Below are 21,569 nucleotides of genomic sequence, written 5' to 3'. Positions count from 1 at the left end.
GAATCTCGGAGCTGGATTCTAGCAGAAATTGGGACCGAATTTCGACCTGATATGCGCTTTGGTGATGTGGCTGCCCTATGTTTCAGAAGGTGCCGGTGAAACGCGAGGTGACGCTCGATCCGCTATAGGACAGGTCGGTGTCGCGCTCGCCATGCAGAAGGCGGTTGAATTCCACCTCCAGCTTGCTGTTCTTGCCAGTATCGAAGGACAGTGTGGCCACCAGCCTGCGTTCGCTGGTATCGTAATTGTAATAGATCCAGTCCTTGTGGACACGCTGCAGCGCCAGGTCCAGCCCCACCTTGTCGGTGAGCTTGCTTTTAACCACGAACTGCCAACGGCGGTGGAACTCGGCAATGGGATCATCAGGGTCGAAAAGCGCGTAATCCTGGGAGAAGCCAGCACCGAAGGCGATGCGGTCCGTGGCTTTTACCTCGGCTTCGGCCCTGAGATAGGGCCGGGTGCGCTTCACCTTGTCGCTGATATCGTCGCCGGAAATCGTCGTCAGGCCCCCTTCGGCCAGAACGGCGAAGCGTTCGGAGAACTTGTAACCGTAGGCAAGTGATCCCCGCAATGTGCTGGCCGGAAAACGCTCGTATTTCTCCTGCTGGCTTTCCGGCACGACAATGCGGTCATAAGCAATTGTCAGTCCGGCCTCGCCGCCGGCCAGCGGGCGCACATGTTCGGCCTTGAGCGACAAGAGCGCTTCATTGGCCTCCAGGCGGGTGGGCTCGAAATAGGCCGGACGAAAACGCGCCCTGCCTTTCATCAGGCTGGCAAAACCCGCCGTCAGCGTGTTCTTTCCGCCAAGAGCAAGGATGCCGAGCTGTGTCGATGCCTCCAGCTTGTGGTCCAGTCGCCGGTAACCGATGTCTTCTTCCGGCAGATGCAGGAAGATATCGCCGGCATCGCTGCGTGTGCCACGCAGTTCCACGGCCCATTCCAGCCGCTCCGACAGACGCCTGGTCAGCCCCAGGCTGGCAATGGTGTTGTGTTCATTGGCAAAACGGTAACGGGGGAGGCGAACCTCCTCATGCTCGAGCGAATAACGTAGTTCCGTGCCGTCAAGCACGAACTTTCCGTTAAGCCCGAAGCCGGCGCGCAGCGAAATCGCCTTCAACCGGTTGGTATCGCCGAAGTAATTGGTGTCGTAGCCGATGCCGGTTTTATAGGTGATATTGTGTTCATCGGCGTTTTCCCCCGCCTGCGCACCGCAGGTGCAGGCAAGCCCAAGAACAAGCGCGATGTATCCTCCCAGCCGCATTTGCATCTCCGGTCTCTAATTAAGCAATATCTTATATTTGGATGGTTAATAAAGTTTCAGGGGCGACATATTGTCGAGGCCGGAAGTCATGGTGTATTCCACGGAAATTCCAGGAGAATAGACCGGCGCCAATCGCGTAAAACTTAATTAAAATCACCAGTATTAAAGTTAATTATTTATTGTAATATTAGGCTTTGCTTGAATTAGAATCCTCTAAATATACAGTTCGACTACGCCATGGGGCGTGATCAAACATAAGAGGAGAGAGAAATGATTGCCAAATTTGCTTGCATAGCCGCTGTTCTTACTGTCGCTTCCGTTGGTCAAGCCAATGCCGGTGGTCTGCTGGGCGGTATCCTGTCCGGAAATAGCAACAAGGGCGGCGCACTCGTCGTCGTGTCGCCAAGCATCGATCTGGGTGTCAGCGGTATCCTGTCCAATAACGGGATTCTGAACGGCAACAAGACCGGTATCCTGAATGGCCTTCTCAACGGCAACAAGACTTCCGTCGATGTCATCGACAACAAGAACGATGGCGGCAAAAAGCGTCGCCACTAATGGTGCAGATCGAAAATCGACAGGGATTTTCGGCGTGAACGATGCGCGCAGGATATAAGCCGGAAGCAGTCCTCCAGCTACGTGTGTATGACACACGGTGCTTCCGGAAATAACAAACGGCGCATCGCATGACTGCAAGGGGGCCTTCGGGCTCCCTTTTTTTGTTTGTGTGGCCGCCAATGACTGCACACACAAAACTGCGGGATGGCCACTACTCATGAGGGTTTTGTGACGCGATCGCTGTCGTCATATGTCGGGACGCACGGTTCGGGATCATCCGCGTGAGTTCTGATTTATATTTGATAAATATTGGCAATGTTAACGGGAATACGTTCTGCAAGCGCCTTTTTGTCCGTACCGTTTACGCGATTTTAACCACGATGTTCTTCAATCTAGGGGTGCGTCAACCCCGTCATTACGCTGCGTTTCTGGTCGCGAAAACTCGCATCACGCAGGTGCCGGGATGGTATTTTCAAGGAGCTATCGCATGTTGAAACAATCTCTTCTCGCTCTCGGCCTGCTCGGCATTCTTTCTGACGCATCCGTTGCCGCCGACGCCGTCGGCGATATTCCAGCGGCACCGGTCGTCAACGATGTTGCGCCTGCCTTTTCCTGGGACGGTGTTTATGTCGGCGCCTCCGCCGGTTATGGCTGGAACCGCGTGAAGTCGACCACTTTCGGTGTCACCACGAAGCATGAATTTGACGGCGGCCGTTTTTCCGGTTTCGCTGGTTATAACGCTGAAGTGGCCCCCTCCATCATTCTGGGTGTCGAGGGCGATCTCGGTTATGCCTGGGGCGACAAGACCATCGTCACCAGCGAGGTTTCCGCAGGCCTGAACGGCTCGGCGCGTCTGCGCGCCGGTTATGCGATCGACCGGGCGCTGATCTACACCGCTGCCGGCTACACCGCGACGGACAGCGAAGTGAAGGCGCCCTTCGGTGAGGACAGCAAGGTGCTGCACGGCTGGACGGTCGGCGCGGGTGTAGACTATGCCTTTACCAACAACCTGTTTGGACGCGTCGAATATCGTTACAACGACTTCGGCAAGGCAACCTACCATACCGGTCCGATCACTTCGACCGGCGATGTCAGCGAACACGTCGTCAAGGTTGGCCTTGGCGTGAAGTTCTGACGGTTTTTCCGTCTTCGACAAGGGGCGGCGCAAGCGCTGCGACGCCCCGGTGCTTAAGGAAACAGGGGTGGCGTGCTTCGTGAGGAACGAAAACACACATCGCCTTCCGCTCGGGCTTGAACAGCATACCCTTTTGGTGTGATGGTGGCATCAATCCGCTTCCCGCTGCCGATCTCCAGTCGATTCCCCCATGCTACAGAAAAACACCTCGCCGGGCGTTTTTGATCGTCAGGCCTATATGATTGCCGTGCTGGTCTTCATCGCCGGCGGCACCAATGCGGCTGTTGTGCCATTTATCGGTTTTTACATCATACAGGTCCTTGGTCACCCGCCGGCCACGCTTGGTCTCTACAGCGTGACGGCAATGGTTGCTTCGATCATCGCCAGCCGCACTTATGGCGAACGTGTCGATGCCGGTGTGCGGGTGCGGCCATTGCTGCTGCTCTCTGTGTTTGGTGCATTTATCGCAGCGGCAGCGGCGACCTCCGGGCATCTGGCATTGCTCGTGGCGGTGACGGCAACGGGAATGGGGTTTTCCAACGCCGCCAGTACCCTGATTTTCAGTTATGGTCGCTACCATGGTCGGGTAAAAGCACTGGATGCACCTGCCTATAACGCCTTTCTGCGGACAATGGTGTCGCTGGCATGGATGCTGCTTCCGGCCGCCGCCTATCTGATCCTCGATCTTGCCGGTGCGCAGGCCGTGTTCATGAATGCCATGCTGATGGCGGCCATCTGGGGCGGGCTTGCCCTTGCCTTCGTGCCGCGCGGCCAGACATGCCCGATGGAGCGACGGAAAGAGGGCGACAACGATACGCGGCGCAACCTGCCATTGTTGATGGCGGCGGCGGCCAGCTTCTGCATGTCTTTCGCCCACGCCCTGTGCGCCTCGGCCCTGCCGGTATTTCTGGTGCGCGAGGTGGGCCTGCCGGATTACGTGCCGGGCCTGTCGCTCAGCGTCAAATGCGCGATGGAGGTTCTGCTGATCCTGCTTGCGCCAAGGATCATGCGCCGGGTCAGCGCCCGCATCCTTCTTTGCATCTCTGCGGTGATGGCAATCGTCGCCTTCAACGTCATAGCCTCGGTCCAGACCCTTCCGGCCATGTTGTTCGGAGCAGCACTTGAAGGGGCCTATTACGGGCTTTGCGCCGGAACGTGCCTCACCTTCGTGCAGGGCTTTGCGCGCGGACGCACCGCGCGGGCGACCGCGCTCTACATGAATTCCATTTTCCTTGCCGGGTTGTTTGCGGTGCCGCTTATGGGGTTTGTGTCGCAATATGCAAGCTTCGGTACGTCGATCAGACTTGCTTCGGTTGGTGCAGGGGCAGCCCTGCTGCTGCTGTTCCTGACGCGGCGTCGGGTCAGCGAATAGCGAGACAATGCCGAGGTTTCTGGCGCTGACACCTATCAGCCCTCATGCCTGTGCTTGTCGCAGGAATCCAGTCGATGCGCGTCTGCGTGGCGAAAACAGTCCCTTGCAGCCCAAGGACTTGGGCTGTCTAGATTCCCGTGACGAGCACAGGAATGAGGGCGGAGATTGAGCCGTATCGAGCCATCCGTCGAAACCGGACGCGCGCCTGTTGCTGTCCTTACGCCGAAATATCGACAATGCCGCAGTCGCCTGCCTCGGAGGCAAATGCGAGCAGTTTGCCGGTGGCGCTCCAGTCCATGCCGGTAATGGCGCCCTTGCCGGGGCGGCGAAGCAGGGCTTCCTTGCCATCCGCAAGCCGCACGCCGAGGATCATGCCGTCGATGAAGCCAATGGCCAGCACATCTTCGAGCGGGTGAAAAGCGACATTGGTAGCCATGATGTTGGCGCGGCTGCCGAGTTCTTCGGGTGCCTTGCCCATCGGGCCGTCCTTGCCGGAAAACGGCCAGACGATAGCGGCCGGGGCACCTGATGAGGCGAGCCACTTGCCCTTTGCCGACCACGAAACGGATTTCACCTTGGCGGGATAACCCGTCATGCGCATATGGCGGGCTTCCATGCCGCCCTTGGTGGCCTCCATCTTCCAGCCATGCAGGGCGTTTTCCTGCATGGTGGTGACGAGGAACTTACCGTCAGGCGAGAAGGTGACGCCGGTATGGGCACCTTTCCATTCCAGATCGACCGGATCGCCTGCACTCGCCACCCAATGCAGCGTCACGCCGTTATAGCGTGCAACGGCAATGCGCAGGCCCTTGGGCGCGAAGGCTATTGCCTCCACCGTGCGTTCTTCCTTGAATTCCTTGACCGTGCCGTCAGAGAGGCGCACGAAGCTGGACTTGCCGACACCATAAGCGACCGCCTTCTGCGGTCCGCCGGCAACAACGCCGACCCATTTGCGCGGCACATTGGCGATCTCGCTGAGGCTGCCATCATGGCCAATGCGCAGCACGCGCCCGTCCTCGCCGCCGGAAAGCAGCGTTGCGCTATATGGGTCGCGGATGCAGGTCAGCAGACCCTCATGCGCCTCAGTGACCTTCTCGCCGCCATCCAGCCGGTGAATGGTGCCGGCGGCGGTGGCAAACAGCGGAATGTCGCCGAGAAAATGGGTCGAGACCACGTGGCCTTCGATATCAAGCGGGGCAACAGTCGGCATGGGGCATCGGTCTTTCGTCTATGTGTTTGTCATTGATGGATTTCGGTCGCAGACCAGGTCGGGAAGACCCGTTGGTGCGGTTTCAACCCGTGGCGTCAAGGTCGGTCCTCGGGTCATACCCGGGGATCACTCGACCATCCATATGCTGGCGGCAATGGCTCCTCGGGTCAAGCCCGAGGATGACGTCGAAAGTGAGGAAGGGCACCGAAAACGCCAAGGGTGGCACGGTGCCCCGTCAAGGATGTCAAGCCGTGGCGAGGCAGGCGTTGAAGCTCTTTTCCAGCTTTTCGCGGTCGAGTTCGCGGCCGATGAAGACAAGGCGGCTTTCGCGCTTTTCGCCTTCCTTCCACGGGCGCTGGTGATCACCCTCGATGATCATGTGCACGCCCTGCACCACGTAACGTTCCGCATCGCCCTTGAATGCGATGATGCCCTTGAGGCGCAGGATGTTCGGGCCGTCTGTCTGGGTGACCTTCTGGATCCACGGGAAGAAGCGCTCCGGGTTCATTTCGCCGCCGCGCAGCGACACCGACTGCACCGTCACGTCATGGATCGGGGAGGCCGCGCCATGGTGGTGGTGATCGTGGCCGTGGTCATGATCGTGGTGCGCGTGATCATGGTCGTGATGATGGTGGTCATGGCCGTGATCGTGCCCATGATCATGGTGGTGGTGGTCGCAATCAGGACCGCACGCGTGATCCTCGTGGCCGTGCTCGAGGAAGTGCGGATCGTTTTCGAGCGCACGTTCCAGATTGAAGGCGCCCTGGTCGAGAACGCGGGCAAGATCGACGCCGGAACGGGTGGTCTTGTAGATGCGCGCAGAGGGATTGATGGCGCGCACGATATCCTCGATGCGGGCGACTTCTTCCGGCGAAACGAGATCGGTCTTGTTGACGATAACGACATCGGCAAAGGCGATCTGGTCTTCGGCTTCGCGGCTGTCCTTCAGGCGCAGCGGCAGGTGCTTGGCATCGACAAGTGCGACCACCGCGTCAAGCTCGGTCTTGGCGCGCACGTCGTCATCCATGAAGAAGGTCTGGGCGACCGGAACGGGATCGGCAAGGCCAGTGGTCTCGACAATGATGCCGTCGAATCGGCCGGGCCGGCGCATCAGGCCTTCGACCACGCGGATGAGGTCGCCGCGCACCGTGCAGCAGACGCAGCCATTGTTCATTTCGTAGATTTCTTCGTCGGATTCGACGATAAGATCGTTGTCGATGCCGATCTCGCCGAATTCGTTGACGATGACAGCGTATTTCTTGCCGTGGTTCTCGGACAGGATACGGTTGAGAAGCGTCGTCTTGCCGGCGCCTAGATATCCCGTCAGGACGGTGACTGGAATGGGCTTGGCTGGTGCTGTTTCGGTCATGGAAACCTCGCGTGGAGAAAGGCCGGTTGAGGCCTCAAGGAATAAGTGTCGACGTCCATATAGGCGCGACGTTCGGGCAGTTCAAAGGGATTCTGGCTGGTTTCGGCGCAGTTTTTCAAATTTTGTTATGAAATAACGTTATGTCAAAAGCGTGGACGTCTTCAAGCAGTTCGACAAGGCCCGAAACGGCATGGGAAATGATCCTTTCGCCCTTCTCGGCTGAAGCGGCAGCGGCGTTTCCGGCAACGCCATCAGGGTTCAGGTCGCCCATAAGCCAACCGAAAGCGTGTGGACCATAGGCACGCAGATGCCTGAAACGGCTGGCGAAATCGCTCTGGCGGGAGGGGAAGTTGGCGGCTTTTTCCATCGCCACCCGCTCCGGGCAAAGCGCCAGCATGACCGACGTCTCGATATCTCCACCATGGATATCGATCGCCTTGTCTTCAGGCTTCACGATATCCACCGGCACGCCGAAACGAGTCCAGCTGGTGGCGACCGCCAGCATACCGAAGCGGGCGCGCGCCTCGGTGGCGACGATGGTCATCAATGGCGAATTGCCGCCATGGGCGTTCAACATCACGAATTTGCGCACGCCTTTTTCATATTCGGCCTTAGCAATGCCGAGCCAGCGCTCAACGGCCTCATCGTAACGCAACGACTTCGTGCCCGGCACATTCATGTGCTCGATGGAATATCCAACGGGCTCCACCGGCAGGAAGGAGACCGGCAGACCGGCGGGCAAAACAGCAGCCAAACGGGAGACAATGCCCGCCGCAATCAGCGTGTCTGTCTCGAAGGGCAGGTGCGGCCCGTGCTGTTCGTGCGCACCGAGCGGCAGCACTGAAATTGCACCTGTTGCGCGAAGATGTGGGTCTGTTACGTTTTCGTCGTGATAATGCGTGTATGAGTTTGGCATCTGGCAGTCCGCGCGTGCATTCGGTAAGGATTTCCAGCAACATATATCGGTTCCGCCACAGGGTAAAAGGCACTCGCATATGAGCAAGGACAAAACTGGGCATAAGGACAAGGGCGCCAAAAAGGACAAGGGCACCAAGAAAGTAAAGGACGCCAAAAAGAGGGATGAGAATTTCAACCCTGAGGAACTGGCGCAATCCATCACCCAGGCCGCCCGTTCCATGCGCACGGCGTTGAGCCACAGCCTTGCCGAAAGCGGCCTCTATGCCGGGCAGGACGGCGTAATTCTGGCGTTGGCGCAGGAAGGCAGCCTCACGCCTGGGCAGATCGCCCAGAAACTTGGTGTCAAGGCGCCGACCATGACGCGAACCATCGGCCGCATGGAAGCCCAGGGCTTCGTGGAGCGCAGCGGCGATGACGAGGATGGCCGCGTAACACTGGTGAAACTGACGGAGACAGGCCTGAAAAGCGTCGAACATATCAACGTATCCATCGCAAATTGCGGTGCGCGGGCGATCGAGGGGCTTTCGGCCAAGGACATCAGGACGGTGGTTAAACTTCTCAAGGTGATCGATACCAACCTTCAATAATTTGTTGAGTTTTTTAAAAACCACTGTCTTTTTGTTGATATTCCTTAAACCGGTTGCGGATTTTGTTTAAATTGTTTAATTGCGATTTAAACAGAAACGTCTGTCAATGACATGGGTTTGGGGAGAAATGCCGTGGCACAAAAGATCAAACTGTCGACAATCGCCGAAAGCCTAGGTCTATCGACTGCCACCATCTCCCTTGCATTGCGCGACAGTCCGCTGGTCGCCTCTGACACCCGCGACAAGATCAAGGAACAGGCCCGGGCGCTCGGTTACATCTACAACCGCCGGGCCGCCAGCCTGCGCACCTCGCGCTCCGGCATTATCGGCGTGGTGTTCCATGATGTGATGAACCCGTTTTATGGGGAAATTCTCAAGGCCATCGAAACCGAGCTGGATCGCAGCCGCCAGACCTTCATTCTGTCCAACCATTATGATTCGGTTGAAAAACAGCGCACCTTCATCGAAACGCTGCTGCAACTTGGTTCTGATGGTATCATCATGTCGCCCGCCATCGGCACGCCGATCGAGGACATGACGCTGGCTGAGGAAAACGGCATGCCCGCCATTCTGGTGGCCCGCTCGCTCGAGGGCGTCGACATGCCGACCTATCGCGGCGACGACAGCTATGGCATTTCGCTTGCGACCAATCATCTGATCAGTCTTGGCCATCGCACCATCGCCATGGTTGGTGGTACCGACCAGACCTCGACCGGCCGCGATCGTTATCAGGGTTATGTCAACGCGCTGCGCAAGGCGGGAATCGAGGTCGATCCGAACCTGCGTATTCCCGGCCCACGCTCCAAGCAGGGCGGTTTCGAGGCCGCAGTGCATTTCCTGTCGCTGCCGCAGAAGCCCACCGCTGCCGTCTGCTGGAACGATCTGGTCGCCATCGGCCTGATGAACGGTATTTCGCGCGCCGGACTGGTGGCGGGCGTGGATATTTCCGTGACGGGTTACGACGATCTGGAAGAGGCGGCCATCGCCACGCCGGCGCTGACCACGGTGTCCAACGGACAGGCCGAGGTGGGGCGCCTTGCGGCGCGTGCGCTTCTGGACAGGCTGGCGGGCAGCCACGAGCCGGATGGCGTGCACCTCATCAAGCCGGAAATGCGCATCCGCCAGTCGACAGGGCCGGTGCGTCCGAGGGTTTGAGCAGCGTTTCCCTCTCTTTCGTCATTCCGGCCTTCAGCGTAAAGCCAGCCAGCCCAAGCCCTTGAGCTGGAAAGACTCTTTGCGCCGCGCCGACGCGCGCCTCAAGTGCGGCATGACGGAGGCGGGCGCGTTAAAAAACGGCATGAAACTTCCGTCTGGCCCCATAGCTTCCCCTTATTGCCCTTTTCACGGCCGCCGTTGTTTGAAAAGATCGCGGCCCAGAAGAGCGGGATGGCGAGTGGTTCGCCCATGAATCCGCTCTGACGATATCGGAATGCAATCAGGAGGAATATCCACCCATGTCTGACAGACAAGCCGTCGTTCTCGTTCCCGGCAAGATCAACCCGCGCGTGCTCGAACGCCTCGAAGGCAAGGTCGAGATCGTGACAGTGCCCGCCGGTGCTGAGCCGGTTCTGCCTGATGGTGCGGCTGAGCGCATTAATGCCATCGCCGTTTCAGGCGTCGTAAACGCCAAATGGATCGATGCGCTGCCGAAACTCGAGATCATTGCCAATTTCGGCGTCGGTTATGATGGCGTTGATGCCAAACATGCCGCCACGCGCGGTATCGTGGTGACCAATACGCCCGATGTGCTGAACGACGAAGTTGCGGACACGACGATTGCGCTGCTGATCAACACGGTTCGCCGTCTCTATCAGGCCGAAACCTGGCTGCGTGAGGGTAAATGGGTTGGCGAAGGGCCCTTCGCGCTTTCGCCGTTTTCCCTGCGCGGCCGCAAGGTCGGCCTGTTCGGCATGGGCCGCATTGGCCAGGAAATCGCCAAGCGGCTGGAGCCATTCAAGGTGGAGATCGGCTATCATACCCGCAGCAAGCGCGATGGCCTGCCCTATACCTATCACGGTTCGCTGAAGGAGATGGCGCAGGCTGTCGACACGCTGATCTGCATCGTGCCCGGCACCCCGGAAACGCACAAGGCGATCAACGCGGAAATCCTCTCGGCACTTGGTCCGCAGGGCGTGTTCATCAATGTCGGACGCGGCTCCAGCGTCGATGAGGATGCGCTTTTGCAGGCCCTCAAGAGCGGTGCGGTGGGTGCTGCCGGTCTCGATGTGTTCTACGCAGAACCGAAGGTGCCGGAAGCGTTCCTGTCACTGCCGAACGTTTCCCTGCTGCCGCACGTCGCCTCTGCGTCCATCCCGACGCGCAATGCGATGGCCGATCTGGTGGCCGACAATATTCTTGGCTGGTTTAGGGATGGCAAGGTGCTGACGCCGGTGCCGGAAACGCCGGTTAAGGGATAACACCTCTCCGCCGTCATCCTCGGGCTTGTCCCGAGGATCCAACGACGTAGCGTTAAATCAATCGGTTGCAGATGCTCGGGACAGGCCCGAGCATGACGAAAGAGGCAAAGTTCCGCGCTAACCCCGCCTCTGCCTATTCCGCAATCTCACTCGTCGCGACCCATCGTCCCTCGGCGAAGGACCGGGCCATGGCATGAATGCTGCGCTCGATCTTCAGGCCTTCCTCGAAGTCGATGATATGCGCCGTCTTGCCCTCGATGGCCGCGATCAGTTCCCGGCACTCGATCACCTTCAGATCGTTGAAGCCGAGCCCGTGGCCGGGGGCGGGGATGAAGCGGTCATACGGCTTGTGGTGAGGGGCGGCGAGAACGGTTCTGAAACCCTGCTCCTCCGGGCGCCCGTCCGTGGTGTAGAGCTGGAATTCGTTCATCCGCTCCTGGTCGAAAAGGATCGAGCCGGTAGAGCCGTAAATCTGGATGGCGATACGGCCCTTGCGGCCCCAGGCCGAGCGGTTGGCGATCAGCACCGCCGAAATGCCGCCTTCGAGCTTCAGAAGCACGCTGGCAAGATCATGCGTTTCCACAGCGCGCTCGCCGCCGCCACTTAGCGGCCGCGTCTCGTAAGGCTTCACCATATCGGTGATCGCGCTTTCGGCATGGCCGAAAAGGGAAAACAGAAGTGACAGCGGATGAACAGCGAAATCATCCAACGCGCCATAGCCGGAGGAGGCTTCGCTCTTCCAGTAGAAGGGCTGGGTGGCATCCGCCATGAAGTCCTCATCCATTTCCGCACGGACATGGTAGACATTGCCGATCGCGCCTTCGTCGATAAGGCGGCGCATATGGCGGATGACAGGGTTCTGGATGTAGTTGTAGCCCATGGCCGCCGCCTTGCCCGAACGGCGGGCCGCATCGCGCATCTTCACGGCATCCGTGAAGGCAGGCGCCATCGGCTTTTCGCACCAGACGTGTTTGCCGGCATCAAGGGCGGCAATCGCCATTTCGGGGTGAAAGGCATTGGGTGTGGTGACCGAGATCACATCGATTTCAGGATCGGCAAGCAGATCGCGCCAGTCGCCGGTCGAGCGGGCGAAACCGAACTCGGCGGCTTTCTTCGCCGCAAGCTCGGGATTGACCTCTGCCAGTGTGACCAGTCGTGGACGCTCCACATCGCCGAAAACGCTGGTCACGTTGTTCCACGCCAAAGCGTGGCACTTGCCCATGTAACCCGTGCCAATAAGGCCAACGCCAAGAGCGGCCATGGTCTCTTCTCCCCTAAATCACTACGATGAAATCAATACGTTCGATTGCTTTTTTCTCTACGGCAATCGCGACGCGGACCTCCCTCGCCCCTCATTCCTGTGACAGGCACAGGGATGAGGAGGGTGCCGTGGACGCTGGCATGCCTCAGGGATTGTCGCGCTTGAAAATCCAGTCGTGATCGGGGTGGTTCTTGAAGCGCCATTTGCGCATCGGCCCGGCCATCACGTTCAGATAATACATCTCGTAGCCATAAGGCGCGCCGCAGGGGTGGTGTCCCTTGGGAACCAGCACGACATCGCCGTCCGCTACAGCCATGGTCTCGTCCAGCGACCCATCCTCGGTGAAAACGCGCTGGAAACCGAAACCCTGCGCCGGGTTGAGCCGGTGATAATAGGTCTCTTCCAGATAGGTCATATCGGGGTAATTGTCTTCGTCATGCCGGTGCGGCGGATAGGACGACCAGTTGCCCGACGGGGTGAACACTTCCGTCACCAGGAGACTATCGGCGACATCGCGTTCTTCCATGGCGATGGGGAAAATGTAGCGCGTATTGGCGCCTTTGCCGCGCTCGGTCAGTTGCACGCCATCGGGACCGATCTGTTGCGCTTCGCGGCTACCTTTTTCACCCGGTGCGGTGCAGACACCGACGGTGCAATCCGTCGTGGCCGTCAGCGACCATTCGGAGCCGGCGGGGACATAAACGCAGTGCGGCGGCTTGCGCTCGAACACGTTCATGCGGTCGCCGAGTTCACCGAACTCCTTGCCCCCGGCTGAAATCTTCGCCTTGCCTTCGACAAGCACCAGAATGACTTCCGTATCGCCAGTCTTCTCGGCTGCGGTTTCACCGGGCTTCAGACGATAAAGGCCGAAACCGACATAACCCCAATCCGCGCTTTGGGGCGTGATGTCGTGCACCTTGCCGCTTGTCGCGACCGGCTTGCGCAGAAGTGAGGTCATGGTGGTGTTCCTTTTTGGTCAGTCGTTCAATTTATCGGGCGGCTATTCCCGCGTTTCCCTCATCCCTGTGCTTGTCACAGGGATGAGGGAGTAAAGGGCCTCAAGCCGCCTGAGCCTTATCCAGTCCGGCCTCACGCGCAAAAGCCTTCAGCGATTTCAGGCCGAGGCTCTGATATTCGAAGGGGTTGCGCACATCCGGGTCCTGTTCGGCCTCGATGACCAGCCAGCCGCTGTAATTGTGCTCGGCGGCAATTTTCAGAACCGGCGGGAAGTTCACGCCGCCCTCGCTGTCACCCGGCACGGTGAACACACCGCGGCGAACGCCTTCGAGGAAGGAAAGCCGCTCGTTCCGAACCTGATCGGCAATCACCGGCCGCACGTTCTTGGCGTGGATATGGCCGACGCGGTGCATGTATTTCTGCGCGACGCGCACGGGATCTCCGCCGCCGAACAGGCAATGGCCGGTATCGAGCAGCAGATGGGTCTTCGGCCCGGTATGCTTCATCAGAAGGTCGATCTCGTCTTCGCTCTCGACCACGGTTCCCATGTGGTGATGGTAGACGAGGGTGATGCCCTGTTCGGCAGCATAGGCCGCCAGCGCCTCCACACCCGCGCCGAACTTCGCCCAGTCCTCGGCCGCAAGGCGAGGACGGTCAACCAGCGCCGTGTCGTCGGCACCGTGAACGGCGTTCGAGGTCTCGCAGACGATGATGACTTTCGAGCCCATGGCTTTCAGCAGATCGAGCGCCGGCTGCATGGCCTTCTTTTCGGATTCGATGCCGTCGGTCAGAAGGTTCAGCGAATGCCAGCCGGAGACGAAGGAAAGGCTACGCGGCGCAAGCACACCCTTCAGGCCTTCCGGGTCAGTCGGGAACTTGTGGCCCTTCTCGATGCCGTCGAAGCCGATCTTGGCGGTTTCGTCGAGGCATTGTTCAAGGCTGATATTGGCGCCCAGCGTGCGGTCGTCGTCGTTGGACCAGGCAATCGGGTTGGTTCCGTATCGGATCATCTTATTGTCTTTCCTTGATATGGTTTTCGTAGCGCGCGCGCGCCGGTCCGATTTCGGCCCGGTCGGAAACTTCGGGTACCGCCACATCCCACCAGTGGCCACCGGCCTGCGGGGTCGGATAGGGGTCGGTATCGATGACGATGACAGTCGTGCGGCTGGATTCGCGAGCGGCCGCAAGCGCCGCTTCCAACTCGGCGATGGTGGAAACCTTGCGCGCATCCGCGCCCATAGAGCCGGCATGGGCGACGAAGTCGATGGCGATGGGGTTGACGTTGGTGTGGGCGTAGAGGTTGTTGAACTCCGCCCCGCCGGTTTCCATTTGCAGCCGGTTGATGCAGCCGTAACCCCTGTTATCGGTGATGACGAGCGTGATCTTGACGCCCATGGCAACCGATGTCGCAAGCTCGGAATTCATCATCATGTAGGAGCCGTCGCCGACCATGACGATCACGTCCCGGTCCGGTTCCGCCATCTTGATGCCGAGGCCGCCGGCAACCTCATAGCCCATGCAGGAGAAGCCGTATTCCATGTGATAGGAAAGCGGCAGCTTGGATTTCCACAATTGGTGCAGCTCACCCGGCATGGTGCCCGCCGCGCACATGACGACGGTATTGTCGCGCGACTGGCGCTGCACGGCGCCGATCACCTGCATGTCGGTGGGCAGGCTGTTGGCGTTTTCCTCACCCGGTGCCGCCGTATCGGCATCGGCCTTCTCGAACCATGCCGCCTTGAGCTTGGCATCCGGTGCCGTGAAGCGGTGGCTGCCAAGCGCGGCCGACAGTTTTTCGAGACCGATCTTCGCATCCGCCGTCAGGCTGATCGCATCATGCTTGGCGCTGTCATAGGGCTGCACGTTGAGGGCGAGGATCTTGCGGTCCGGGTTCTTGAACAGCGCCCAGGAACCGGTGGTAAAGTCCTGAAAGCGGGTGCCGACGCCGAACACCAGATCGGCTTTCTCGCTTATGATATTGGCGCTTTCGGCGCCTGTGACGCCGACCGGGCCGAAGTTGAGATCGTGATCCCAAGCCAGTGCCGATTTGCCGGCCTGGGTTTCGACGACCGGGATGGAATGGGTTTCCGCAAAACGCTTCAGCGTTTCGGTGGCGCCGGAAAAATGCACACCGCCGCCGGCAACGATGACGGGGTTCTTCGCAGCCTTCAGCGCTGCGACGGCCTCTTCGAATTCCACCACATCCGGTTCCGGGCGGCGTTGCCGCCAGACGCGCTTTTCAAAGAAGCTGACGGGATAATCATAAGCTTCCGCCTGCACGTCCTGGCAGAAGGCCAGCGTTACCGGGCCGCAATCGGCCGGGTCCGTCATGGTGCGCATGGCGCGGGGAAGGGCGGTCAGCAACTGTTCCGGGCGCATGATACGGTCGAAATAACGGCTAACCGGGCGGAAGCAGTCATTCACCGTCATCGTGCCGTCGCCGAAATCCTCCAGCTGCTGGAGCACGGGGTCGGGACCGCGATTGGCGAAGACATCGCCGGGGATGAGAAGAACCGGCAGGCGGTTGACATGGGCGAGCGCTGCCGCCGTTACCATGTTGGCAGCACCGGGGCCGATGGAGGAGGTGACCGCCATTGCCCGCCGGCGACGCAGCTGCTTGGAATAGGCAATCGCCGCATGCGCCATGGATTGCTCGTTCTGGCCGCGATAGGTCGGCAGTTCCTCGCGAATGCCATAAAGCGCCTCGCCGATGCCGGCGACATTGCCATGGCCGAAGATGGCCCAGACACCGGCAATATAGGTCTCGCCATGCTCATTCATCTGCGCGGCGAGGTAACGAACCATAGCCTGCGCAGCCGTCAATCTGATTGTCTTCACGCTGCCTCTCCCTTTTTGGCGCGCGCCTCATCCCATATGCGGCACAGGCTGGTATAGCGATGCGCCATGTCCTTCACCGCTTCCTCATCGGTGATCTTGCCACCGAGCCAACCCCGCGCGGCGTCGGCGAAAATCGTGCGGCCAACCGCGAAACCTTTGACCAGATCGAAACCGGCGGCAAGGCGGAAGCTCTCCTCCAGCTCGCTTTGCGGTGCGTCGAGACCAAGAACGACGATGCCGCGCACGTAAGGATCGTTGCGATGCACGGCGTCGCAGGCATTTTTCCAGGCGGCTCTGGTTTTCATCGGCTCCAGTTTCCACCAGTCGGGATAAACGCCGATCTCGTAGAAGCGTTCGATGATGCGCGCGGCGGTCAGATCGTCGGTCGGGCCGACCTTGGAGGGAATGACCTCGAGCAGCATTTCCAACCGGTTGCGGCGTGTCGCCTGGAACAGACGCATCACCGTCTCCTCCTGCGCGGCGCGCATTTCGTCGGTATCATCCGGGTGATAGAAGCACAGAACCTTGACGACATTTTCCAGCGGCCATTCGGAAAGCCCGCCGAAATCCTTGCCGAGTTCCGGTTCCAGCGTCAGCGGGCGCGAACCCGGCCATTCCACCGGCCGGCCGATCCACAGACCGGAGCCGCTGGCTGCGAAAAGCGCATCGCGTCCGAGGCGGCCATCGCAGAGGATACCGTAACCCGCCTTGCCACCGGCGACCGTTTGCGCGGCCTCGAGGCAGAGCTTCTTGAAGGCGCCGATGCGCTCATGTTTAATGCCGAGTTCGTCGGCGATCGCTTCCAGTTGCATGCGATGGTCGAAGGCGAAGACGCGCATTGTGTCCCATTCGCCCTTGCGATTGGTTGACCAATGCACCTGTTCCAGCGCCTCATCCTTGCGCAGCGCCTTGTTGCGGATGCCGGCCTTGAAGAAATATTGCAGCTCTTCCCAACTCGGATAGGCGGGAGTGCAGCCGTGGCGGGAAACGGCAAAGGCGCCACAGGCGTTGGCGTATTTCAGCGTTGTCGGCCAGTCCTCGCCGCGTAGCCAGCCGCGGAAAAGCCCGGCCATGAAACCATCGCCCGCGCCGAGAACATTGAAGACCTCTATCGGGAAACCTTCGCCCGTCTCGCCATCGTCCAGGCTTGCCGGAATTTCACCGGCGAAAACCGAAGCACCCATCGGGCCACGCTTGCACACCAGCGTCGCGTTCGACACCTTGCGTACGGCGTTCAGTGCAGCCAGCGTATCGGTCGAGCCGCCGGCAATGTGGAATTCTTCTTCCGTGCCTACAATCAGATCGAAGAGATGCAGGGTGGATTGCAGCTTGGCGGTGACCTTCTGCGATTCCACGAAGCGGCTTTCGCCATCGCCATGGCCGGCAACACCCCAGAGATTGGGTCGATAGTCGATGTCGAGCGCTGTTTTCGCACCGTTTTCGCGGGCAAGTTTCAGCGCCTTCAGCACGGCCGCTTCCGTCTTCGGATGCGACAGATGCGTGCCGGTGGCGCAGACACAGCCTGCTTCGGCAATAAAGGCGGGATCGATGTCGTCTTCGCTGAGCGCCATGTCGGCACAGTTCTCGCGATAGAAAATCAGCGGAAACTGGTTCTGGTCGCGAATGCCGAGAAGCACCAGCGCAGTCAACCGCTCCGGGTCGGTTTTCACGCCGCGTACGTCCACGCCTTCGCGCACCAGCTGTTCACGGATGAAGCGGCCCATATGCTCGTCACCAACGCGGGTGATGACGGCGCTGGCAAGGCCGAGCCGCGCAGCGCCGGCCGCAATATTGGTGGGGGAGCCGCCAATATATTTGGCAAAGGAGGCCATGTCCTCCAGCCGGCCGCCGACCTGCGAACCATAAAGGTCGACCGACGAGCGCCCGATCGTGATAAGGTCAAGTTTTTTCAAAAGCTTCCTCCTTCGGACCCCGCATTGAGGGAGCCTGATGCCAGTGGGCCTCCTCCGCCCACTTTCTGTCTCACCACCTTCGGGTGCATTCACGAGACGGACAATTATGGAATGCCCGTTTCATGAATTTGGATCATAAATTCTATTTTTTATGTTTTCAATAAAAATATTCAGGCTGTTTTGCGTGTTCCCACAGCGACAGCGAGTGTAATGGCGAGACAGAGCGTGGCGGAAAGCGAGCGGAATGCGCCAAAATCGATTTCCGTTACCGTGAGTAGCGTCGCGCCGGACTTGCGCAGCGGATTGACGGCCGAATCGGACATGGCGACAACGGGAATGCCGTTGGCGCGGGCCATCTCGGCCAATTCCAGCGTTTCCGCCGAATAGGGGGAGAAGGTGATCGCAATCAGTGCGTCGTCGCGGGAGATGGCGCTCAGATTGCCAAGGCCACCGACGGCGCTGTGCAAAACCGCAGGTACCTTCATTTTCTCGAAGGCGTAAGCGAGGTAACTGGCAATGGGGAAGGAGCGCCGCAAACCGATGATATGCACGGTGCGCGCCTGTGCCAGCGCCGAGACCGCCTCGTCAAGCTGCCGTGTATCGACCGATTTCAGCAGCATTTCCAATGAAGAACGACCAGCCTCCACGAACTCCGCCAACAGGCCCGACGCGCTCTCGTCGCCCTTTTCGCGCAGGTGGTCCAGCCGGGTCGCATAATCCGGCCAGCCACCGACATAGGAATCGCGAAACAGGCGCTGCATCTCCGAAAAGCCGGAAAAACCCATGATCTGGCAAAAGCGCATGAATGCAGACGGCTGCACGCCGGCACCTTCTGCCATTTCGGCGACGGTGGAAACGGCAATGCGATCCTGATTGGACGCGACATAATCCGCACATTGACGTAATCGTTTCGGCAGGCCTTCCGCGACCTGAAGCAACCGCTCCTCAAAAGCCTTCACGGAGTCTGGCGCATCGATTGCCGTCATTGTCGTTCCTTTGTGCAGATTGAAATCGTGTGCACTTTAACTGCAATGGAATTTTTATTCCATTGTGTTTTTTGAGATATGATTGATGGGCGAGAGTAGGGACAGGAGTAGCCAGCATATTCTACTCATCCCTGTGCTTGTCACAGGGATCCAGTCGACGCGCGTCCCCGCGGCGATAGAGTTCTTTAAGCCCCAGGACTTGGGCTGGCTGGATTCCTGTGACAAGCACAGGAATGAGGGGGAGATGTAGGCGCGCCTGCGGTCGCTTACTCTAAAAGCCGTTCCAACCGAAAACTCTTCTGGTTTTCAGCGAGATGGACTCAGTGCAATCCACCCACACCAAGATGCGTATCAACAATATCCGGGTTCGCCGCAAGATCGTCGGACGGTCCTGACCAGACGATGCGGCCGCGTTCCATGATGATGGCGTGGTCGGCGAAGTCGATGGCCATCTGGATGCGCTGTTCGATGAGAAGAATGGTCATTTCGCCCGATTGCGCGAGTTTCGAGAAGGCCGCCATCAGTTCCTCGCAGATAACAGGGGCGAGACCTTCGAGCGGTTCATCGAGAAGCAGCACCTGCGGCTGGCCGAGGATGGTGCGGGCGGTGGAAAGCATCTGCTGCTCGCCACCGGAGAGTTGCGAGCCGAGATTGCGGCGTCGTTCCTTCAGGCGCGGAAACAGCGTGTAGGCTTCCTCGATGGCCGATTTCGGCCGGCCCTTGAGGCCGACGAAGAGGTTTTCTTCGACTGTGAGTGTCGGAAAGACATCGCGGGTTTGCGGCACGTAACCGAGACCGGCGAGGGCGCGGGCAGCACTTGGCAGGGCGGTGATGTCCTGCCCGCCGAGATGGATATCACCGGCAAATCGTTTCGTCTGCCCGGCAAGCGTGGCAAACAGGCTTGTCTTGCCAACGCCGTTACGTCCGAGCACCGCGAAACGCGAACCGGCGGGAACGGAGAGCGACAGACCCTCGATGACACGGGTGGGGCCGTAACCGGCGGTCAGGTTGGCGATTTCAAGCGGCGCTGCGGGCATTGGCGTAACTTCCGAGATAGGCTTGGCGGACTTCTGCGTTGCTGGTGACCTCGCCAGGCGAACCGTCGAATATGACGGCGCCTGCGGCGAGCACGACCACACGTCTGGCGAAACGGAAGACCAGATCCATGTCGTGTTCGATCATCAATATGGCGAGGTCGGCGGGCAGGCGATCGAGCGCCTGTTCGATACGCGCCGTTTCCGTCGAGGGAACGCCGGCGGCAGGTTCATCAAGCAGCAGGATTTTGGGCCTGAGCGCCATGGCAAGCGCGATCTCGATGAGCCGCTGCTGGCCATAGGCAATTTCACGGACGCGGGTTTCGGCGATGGCAAGAAGGCCAAGCGTTCCGAGAATGTCGCGTGCCTCGCTCATCACCGTTGGCATGGCGCGGTAACGGCCGAAAATCCGGCCCGTCCTGCCTTCCCTTTGCAGGATGGCGAGTGCGACATGTTCCTCCGGCGTCATGTCCTGGAACAGCCGCGTCACCTGAAACGAGCGGACAAGTCCGCGCTTCACGCGCTGACTGGCGCTGAGCCCCGTCACGTCTTCTCCGGCAATCCGCACGGTTCCGGCGGATGGCTTGATGTTTCCGGTAACGAGGTTGACGAAGGTGGTCTTGCCGGCGCCGTTGGGCCCGATCAGCACGGTGCGATCGCCGGGCGAAAGCGACAGCGAGACATTGTTGGTAACGACGAGACCGCCGAAATTTTTCTGCAGTCCGGAAACTTCGAAAATGGCGCTCATTTGCGATCTCCCCGCAGGCGCGCGATGATCTGTTCGCCCGCGCCATAAAGGCCGCGCGGCGCAAACAGCACGACGGCGATCAGAAGCAGGCCTACGATTGTGAGCCAGTGGAACGGATTGGCGGCGGAAACGACGTCTTCGAACCACATGAAGGTGACGGTGCCGATCAGCGCGCCATAAAGCGAGCCCGCGCCACCGAGAACCAGCATGACCAGCGCTTCGGCAGACAGCGTGAAGCTGAGGCTGTCGAGGCCGACCACCTGCGTGGAGATGGCGTTCAGCGCGCCGCCGATTCCGGCGACGATGCCTGATATCACGAACATCTTCAAAATCGTGCCATTGACCGAACCGCCCATGGCCTGAATGCGGATGCTGTCCTGCTTGACGCCGCGACACAGCATGCCGAAGGGCGAATTGACGACGACGCGAAGTGCCAGAAAAACCAGAAGCAGCAGGCAGACGCCGTAGATATAGGCGGTGCGGCCGTAAAGATCGAATTCGAAGGTGCCGAACAGCGCATCGGGCGAGACGCCGGCAAGCCCGTCGCTGCCGCCCGTCCAGTCCGACGCCTTGTTGGCCGCCTCATGGAAAAGATGGACGACGGCGATGGACAGCACCAGTTGCGGCAGGCCGTGCGCGCGCAACAGAATGGTGCCGGACAGCAATCCCGCGATGCCGCCCACTGCTGCGCCGATGAGGGTCATGAGAAGCGGGTCGGTGATACCGTAGTGGGCAGCGGCAATGCCGGCGGCATAGGCGCCGGCACCGAACAGGGCCGCATGGCCAAGTGTCGCCACGCCGCAATAGCCGGTAACGAGATCGATGGAGAGCACGAGAAGCGCTATCGCGATGATACGCGTCAACAGCGCCAGATTATCCGGGAACAGGAAGTAACCGGCGATGGCGGCGATGATGATGAGCAGCGGACCGCCAATCGCGCGCAGGGGCGAGCGGGCCTTCGGCGGTTTTGCCGTTTCAGTGAGGTCGTTCATGAGCACCGCCATC

General features: G+C 59.7%; 19 protein-coding genes. 6 read left to right on the top strand and 13 right to left on the bottom strand.

All coding sequences use genetic code 11. The features are described 5' to 3' along the window. Positions 1-82: 82 nt before the first annotated feature. Positions 83-1,261 (bottom strand): hypothetical protein, encoded by a 1,179-nt coding sequence (locus ACZ5A6_RS21025; RefSeq protein WP_013762336.1) that lies wholly within the window; start codon positions 1,259-1,261, stop codon positions 83-85. Positions 1,262-1,531: 270 nt separating this feature from the next. Here ACZ5A6_RS21025 and ACZ5A6_RS21020 point away from each other — a divergent pair, with 270 nt between their 5' ends. From ACZ5A6_RS21020 to ACZ5A6_RS21010, 3 genes are all read left to right on the top strand, one after another. Continuing rightward, positions 1,532-1,819 carry a hypothetical protein gene (locus ACZ5A6_RS21020; protein WP_004430950.1) on the top strand — a complete coding sequence of 96 codons (288 nt, stop codon included), beginning with the start codon at positions 1,532-1,534 and terminating at the stop codon, positions 1,817-1,819. A 487-nt stretch (positions 1,820-2,306) separates the two neighbouring features. Then, the gene (locus tag ACZ5A6_RS21015) at positions 2,307-2,954 is read left to right on the top strand and encodes an outer membrane protein (RefSeq protein ID WP_004430952.1); all 648 of its coding nucleotides are present in this window, start codon (positions 2,307-2,309) and stop codon (positions 2,952-2,954) included. Between the two features lie 190 nt (positions 2,955-3,144). Further along, a complete protein-coding gene (locus ACZ5A6_RS21010) occupies positions 3,145-4,326 on the top strand; it encodes an MFS transporter (protein WP_464111381.1) in 1,182 nt (393 codons plus the stop codon). Between the two features lie 217 nt (positions 4,327-4,543). Here the strand turns inward: ACZ5A6_RS21010 and ACZ5A6_RS21005 are convergent, their stop codons facing one another. The 3 genes from ACZ5A6_RS21005 to ACZ5A6_RS20995 form a co-directional block, all read right to left on the bottom strand. After that, complete coding sequence (locus ACZ5A6_RS21005) at positions 4,544-5,536, bottom strand: WD40 repeat domain-containing protein (RefSeq protein WP_013762340.1); 993 nt, start codon at positions 5,534-5,536, stop codon at positions 4,544-4,546. Positions 5,537-5,780: 244 nt separating this feature from the next. After that, positions 5,781-6,905 (bottom strand): CobW family GTP-binding protein, encoded by a 1,125-nt coding sequence (locus ACZ5A6_RS21000; protein WP_004430957.1) that lies wholly within the window; start codon positions 6,903-6,905, stop codon positions 5,781-5,783. 115 nt (positions 6,906-7,020) lie between these two features. Further along, on the bottom strand, positions 7,021-7,821 hold the full coding sequence (locus ACZ5A6_RS20995; protein ID WP_035252227.1) for a creatininase family protein: 801 nt from the start codon (positions 7,819-7,821) through the stop codon (positions 7,021-7,023). Between the two features lie 79 nt (positions 7,822-7,900). Between ACZ5A6_RS20995 and ACZ5A6_RS20990 the strand changes: the two genes are divergently transcribed. From ACZ5A6_RS20990 to ACZ5A6_RS20980, 3 genes are all read left to right on the top strand, one after another. Continuing rightward, positions 7,901-8,410, top strand: a complete 510-nt coding sequence (locus ACZ5A6_RS20990; RefSeq protein WP_004430960.1) for a MarR family winged helix-turn-helix transcriptional regulator — start codon at positions 7,901-7,903, stop codon at positions 8,408-8,410. Positions 8,411-8,542: 132 nt separating this feature from the next. Continuing rightward, positions 8,543-9,565: a LacI family DNA-binding transcriptional regulator gene (locus ACZ5A6_RS20985; RefSeq protein WP_004430963.1), complete on the top strand. Its 1,023-nt coding sequence runs from the start codon at positions 8,543-8,545 to the stop codon at positions 9,563-9,565. A gap of 299 nt (positions 9,566-9,864) precedes the next feature. Continuing rightward, the gene (locus tag ACZ5A6_RS20980; protein ID WP_464111380.1) at positions 9,865-10,827 is read left to right on the top strand and encodes a 2-hydroxyacid dehydrogenase; all 963 of its coding nucleotides are present in this window, start codon (positions 9,865-9,867) and stop codon (positions 10,825-10,827) included. Between the two features lie 133 nt (positions 10,828-10,960). Here ACZ5A6_RS20980 and ACZ5A6_RS20975 read toward each other — a convergent pair whose 3' ends face one another. From ACZ5A6_RS20975 to ACZ5A6_RS20935, 9 genes are all read right to left on the bottom strand, one after another. Beyond that, a complete protein-coding gene (locus ACZ5A6_RS20975) occupies positions 10,961-12,088 on the bottom strand; it encodes a Gfo/Idh/MocA family protein (RefSeq protein ID WP_038495038.1) in 1,128 nt (375 codons plus the stop codon). A gap of 145 nt (positions 12,089-12,233) precedes the next feature. Further along, on the bottom strand, positions 12,234-13,046 hold the full coding sequence (gene iolB, locus ACZ5A6_RS20970) for a 5-deoxy-glucuronate isomerase (protein ID WP_013762346.1): 813 nt from the start codon (positions 13,044-13,046) through the stop codon (positions 12,234-12,236). A gap of 100 nt (positions 13,047-13,146) precedes the next feature. Next, positions 13,147-14,055 carry a myo-inosose-2 dehydratase gene (gene iolE, locus ACZ5A6_RS20965; protein WP_004430977.1) on the bottom strand — a complete coding sequence of 303 codons (909 nt, stop codon included), beginning with the start codon at positions 14,053-14,055 and terminating at the stop codon, positions 13,147-13,149. A gap of 1 nt (position 14,056) precedes the next feature. After that, on the bottom strand, positions 14,057-15,883 hold the full coding sequence (gene iolD / locus ACZ5A6_RS20960) for a 3D-(3,5/4)-trihydroxycyclohexane-1,2-dione acylhydrolase (decyclizing) (RefSeq protein WP_035200203.1): 1,827 nt from the start codon (positions 15,881-15,883) through the stop codon (positions 14,057-14,059). Beyond that, positions 15,880-17,796, bottom strand: coding sequence for a bifunctional 5-dehydro-2-deoxygluconokinase/5-dehydro-2-deoxyphosphogluconate aldolase (locus ACZ5A6_RS20955; RefSeq protein WP_464111379.1), 1,917 nt, complete (start codon positions 17,794-17,796; stop codon positions 15,880-15,882). Before ACZ5A6_RS20955 ends, iolD begins: the two co-directional genes overlap by 4 nt. Before the next feature lie 170 nt (positions 17,797-17,966). Next, positions 17,967-18,782, bottom strand: coding sequence for a MurR/RpiR family transcriptional regulator (locus ACZ5A6_RS20950; protein WP_004430982.1), 816 nt, complete (start codon positions 18,780-18,782; stop codon positions 17,967-17,969). 320 nt (positions 18,783-19,102) lie between these two features. Further along, on the bottom strand, positions 19,103-19,819 hold the full coding sequence (locus ACZ5A6_RS20945) for an ABC transporter ATP-binding protein (protein ID WP_004430985.1): 717 nt from the start codon (positions 19,817-19,819) through the stop codon (positions 19,103-19,105). Beyond that, positions 19,800-20,564: an ABC transporter ATP-binding protein gene (locus tag ACZ5A6_RS20940; RefSeq protein WP_013762351.1), complete on the bottom strand. Its 765-nt coding sequence runs from the start codon at positions 20,562-20,564 to the stop codon at positions 19,800-19,802. Before ACZ5A6_RS20940 ends, ACZ5A6_RS20945 begins: the two co-directional genes overlap by 20 nt. Next, positions 20,561-21,568, bottom strand: a complete 1,008-nt coding sequence (locus ACZ5A6_RS20935; protein ID WP_025595027.1) for a branched-chain amino acid ABC transporter permease — start codon at positions 21,566-21,568, stop codon at positions 20,561-20,563. Before ACZ5A6_RS20935 ends, ACZ5A6_RS20940 begins: the two co-directional genes overlap by 4 nt. Position 21,569: the final 1 nt, after the last annotated feature.

This window comes from Agrobacterium sp. 6Ca8, assembly GCF_055382765.1.
This window is presented reverse-complemented; position numbering and strand designations above follow the sequence as displayed.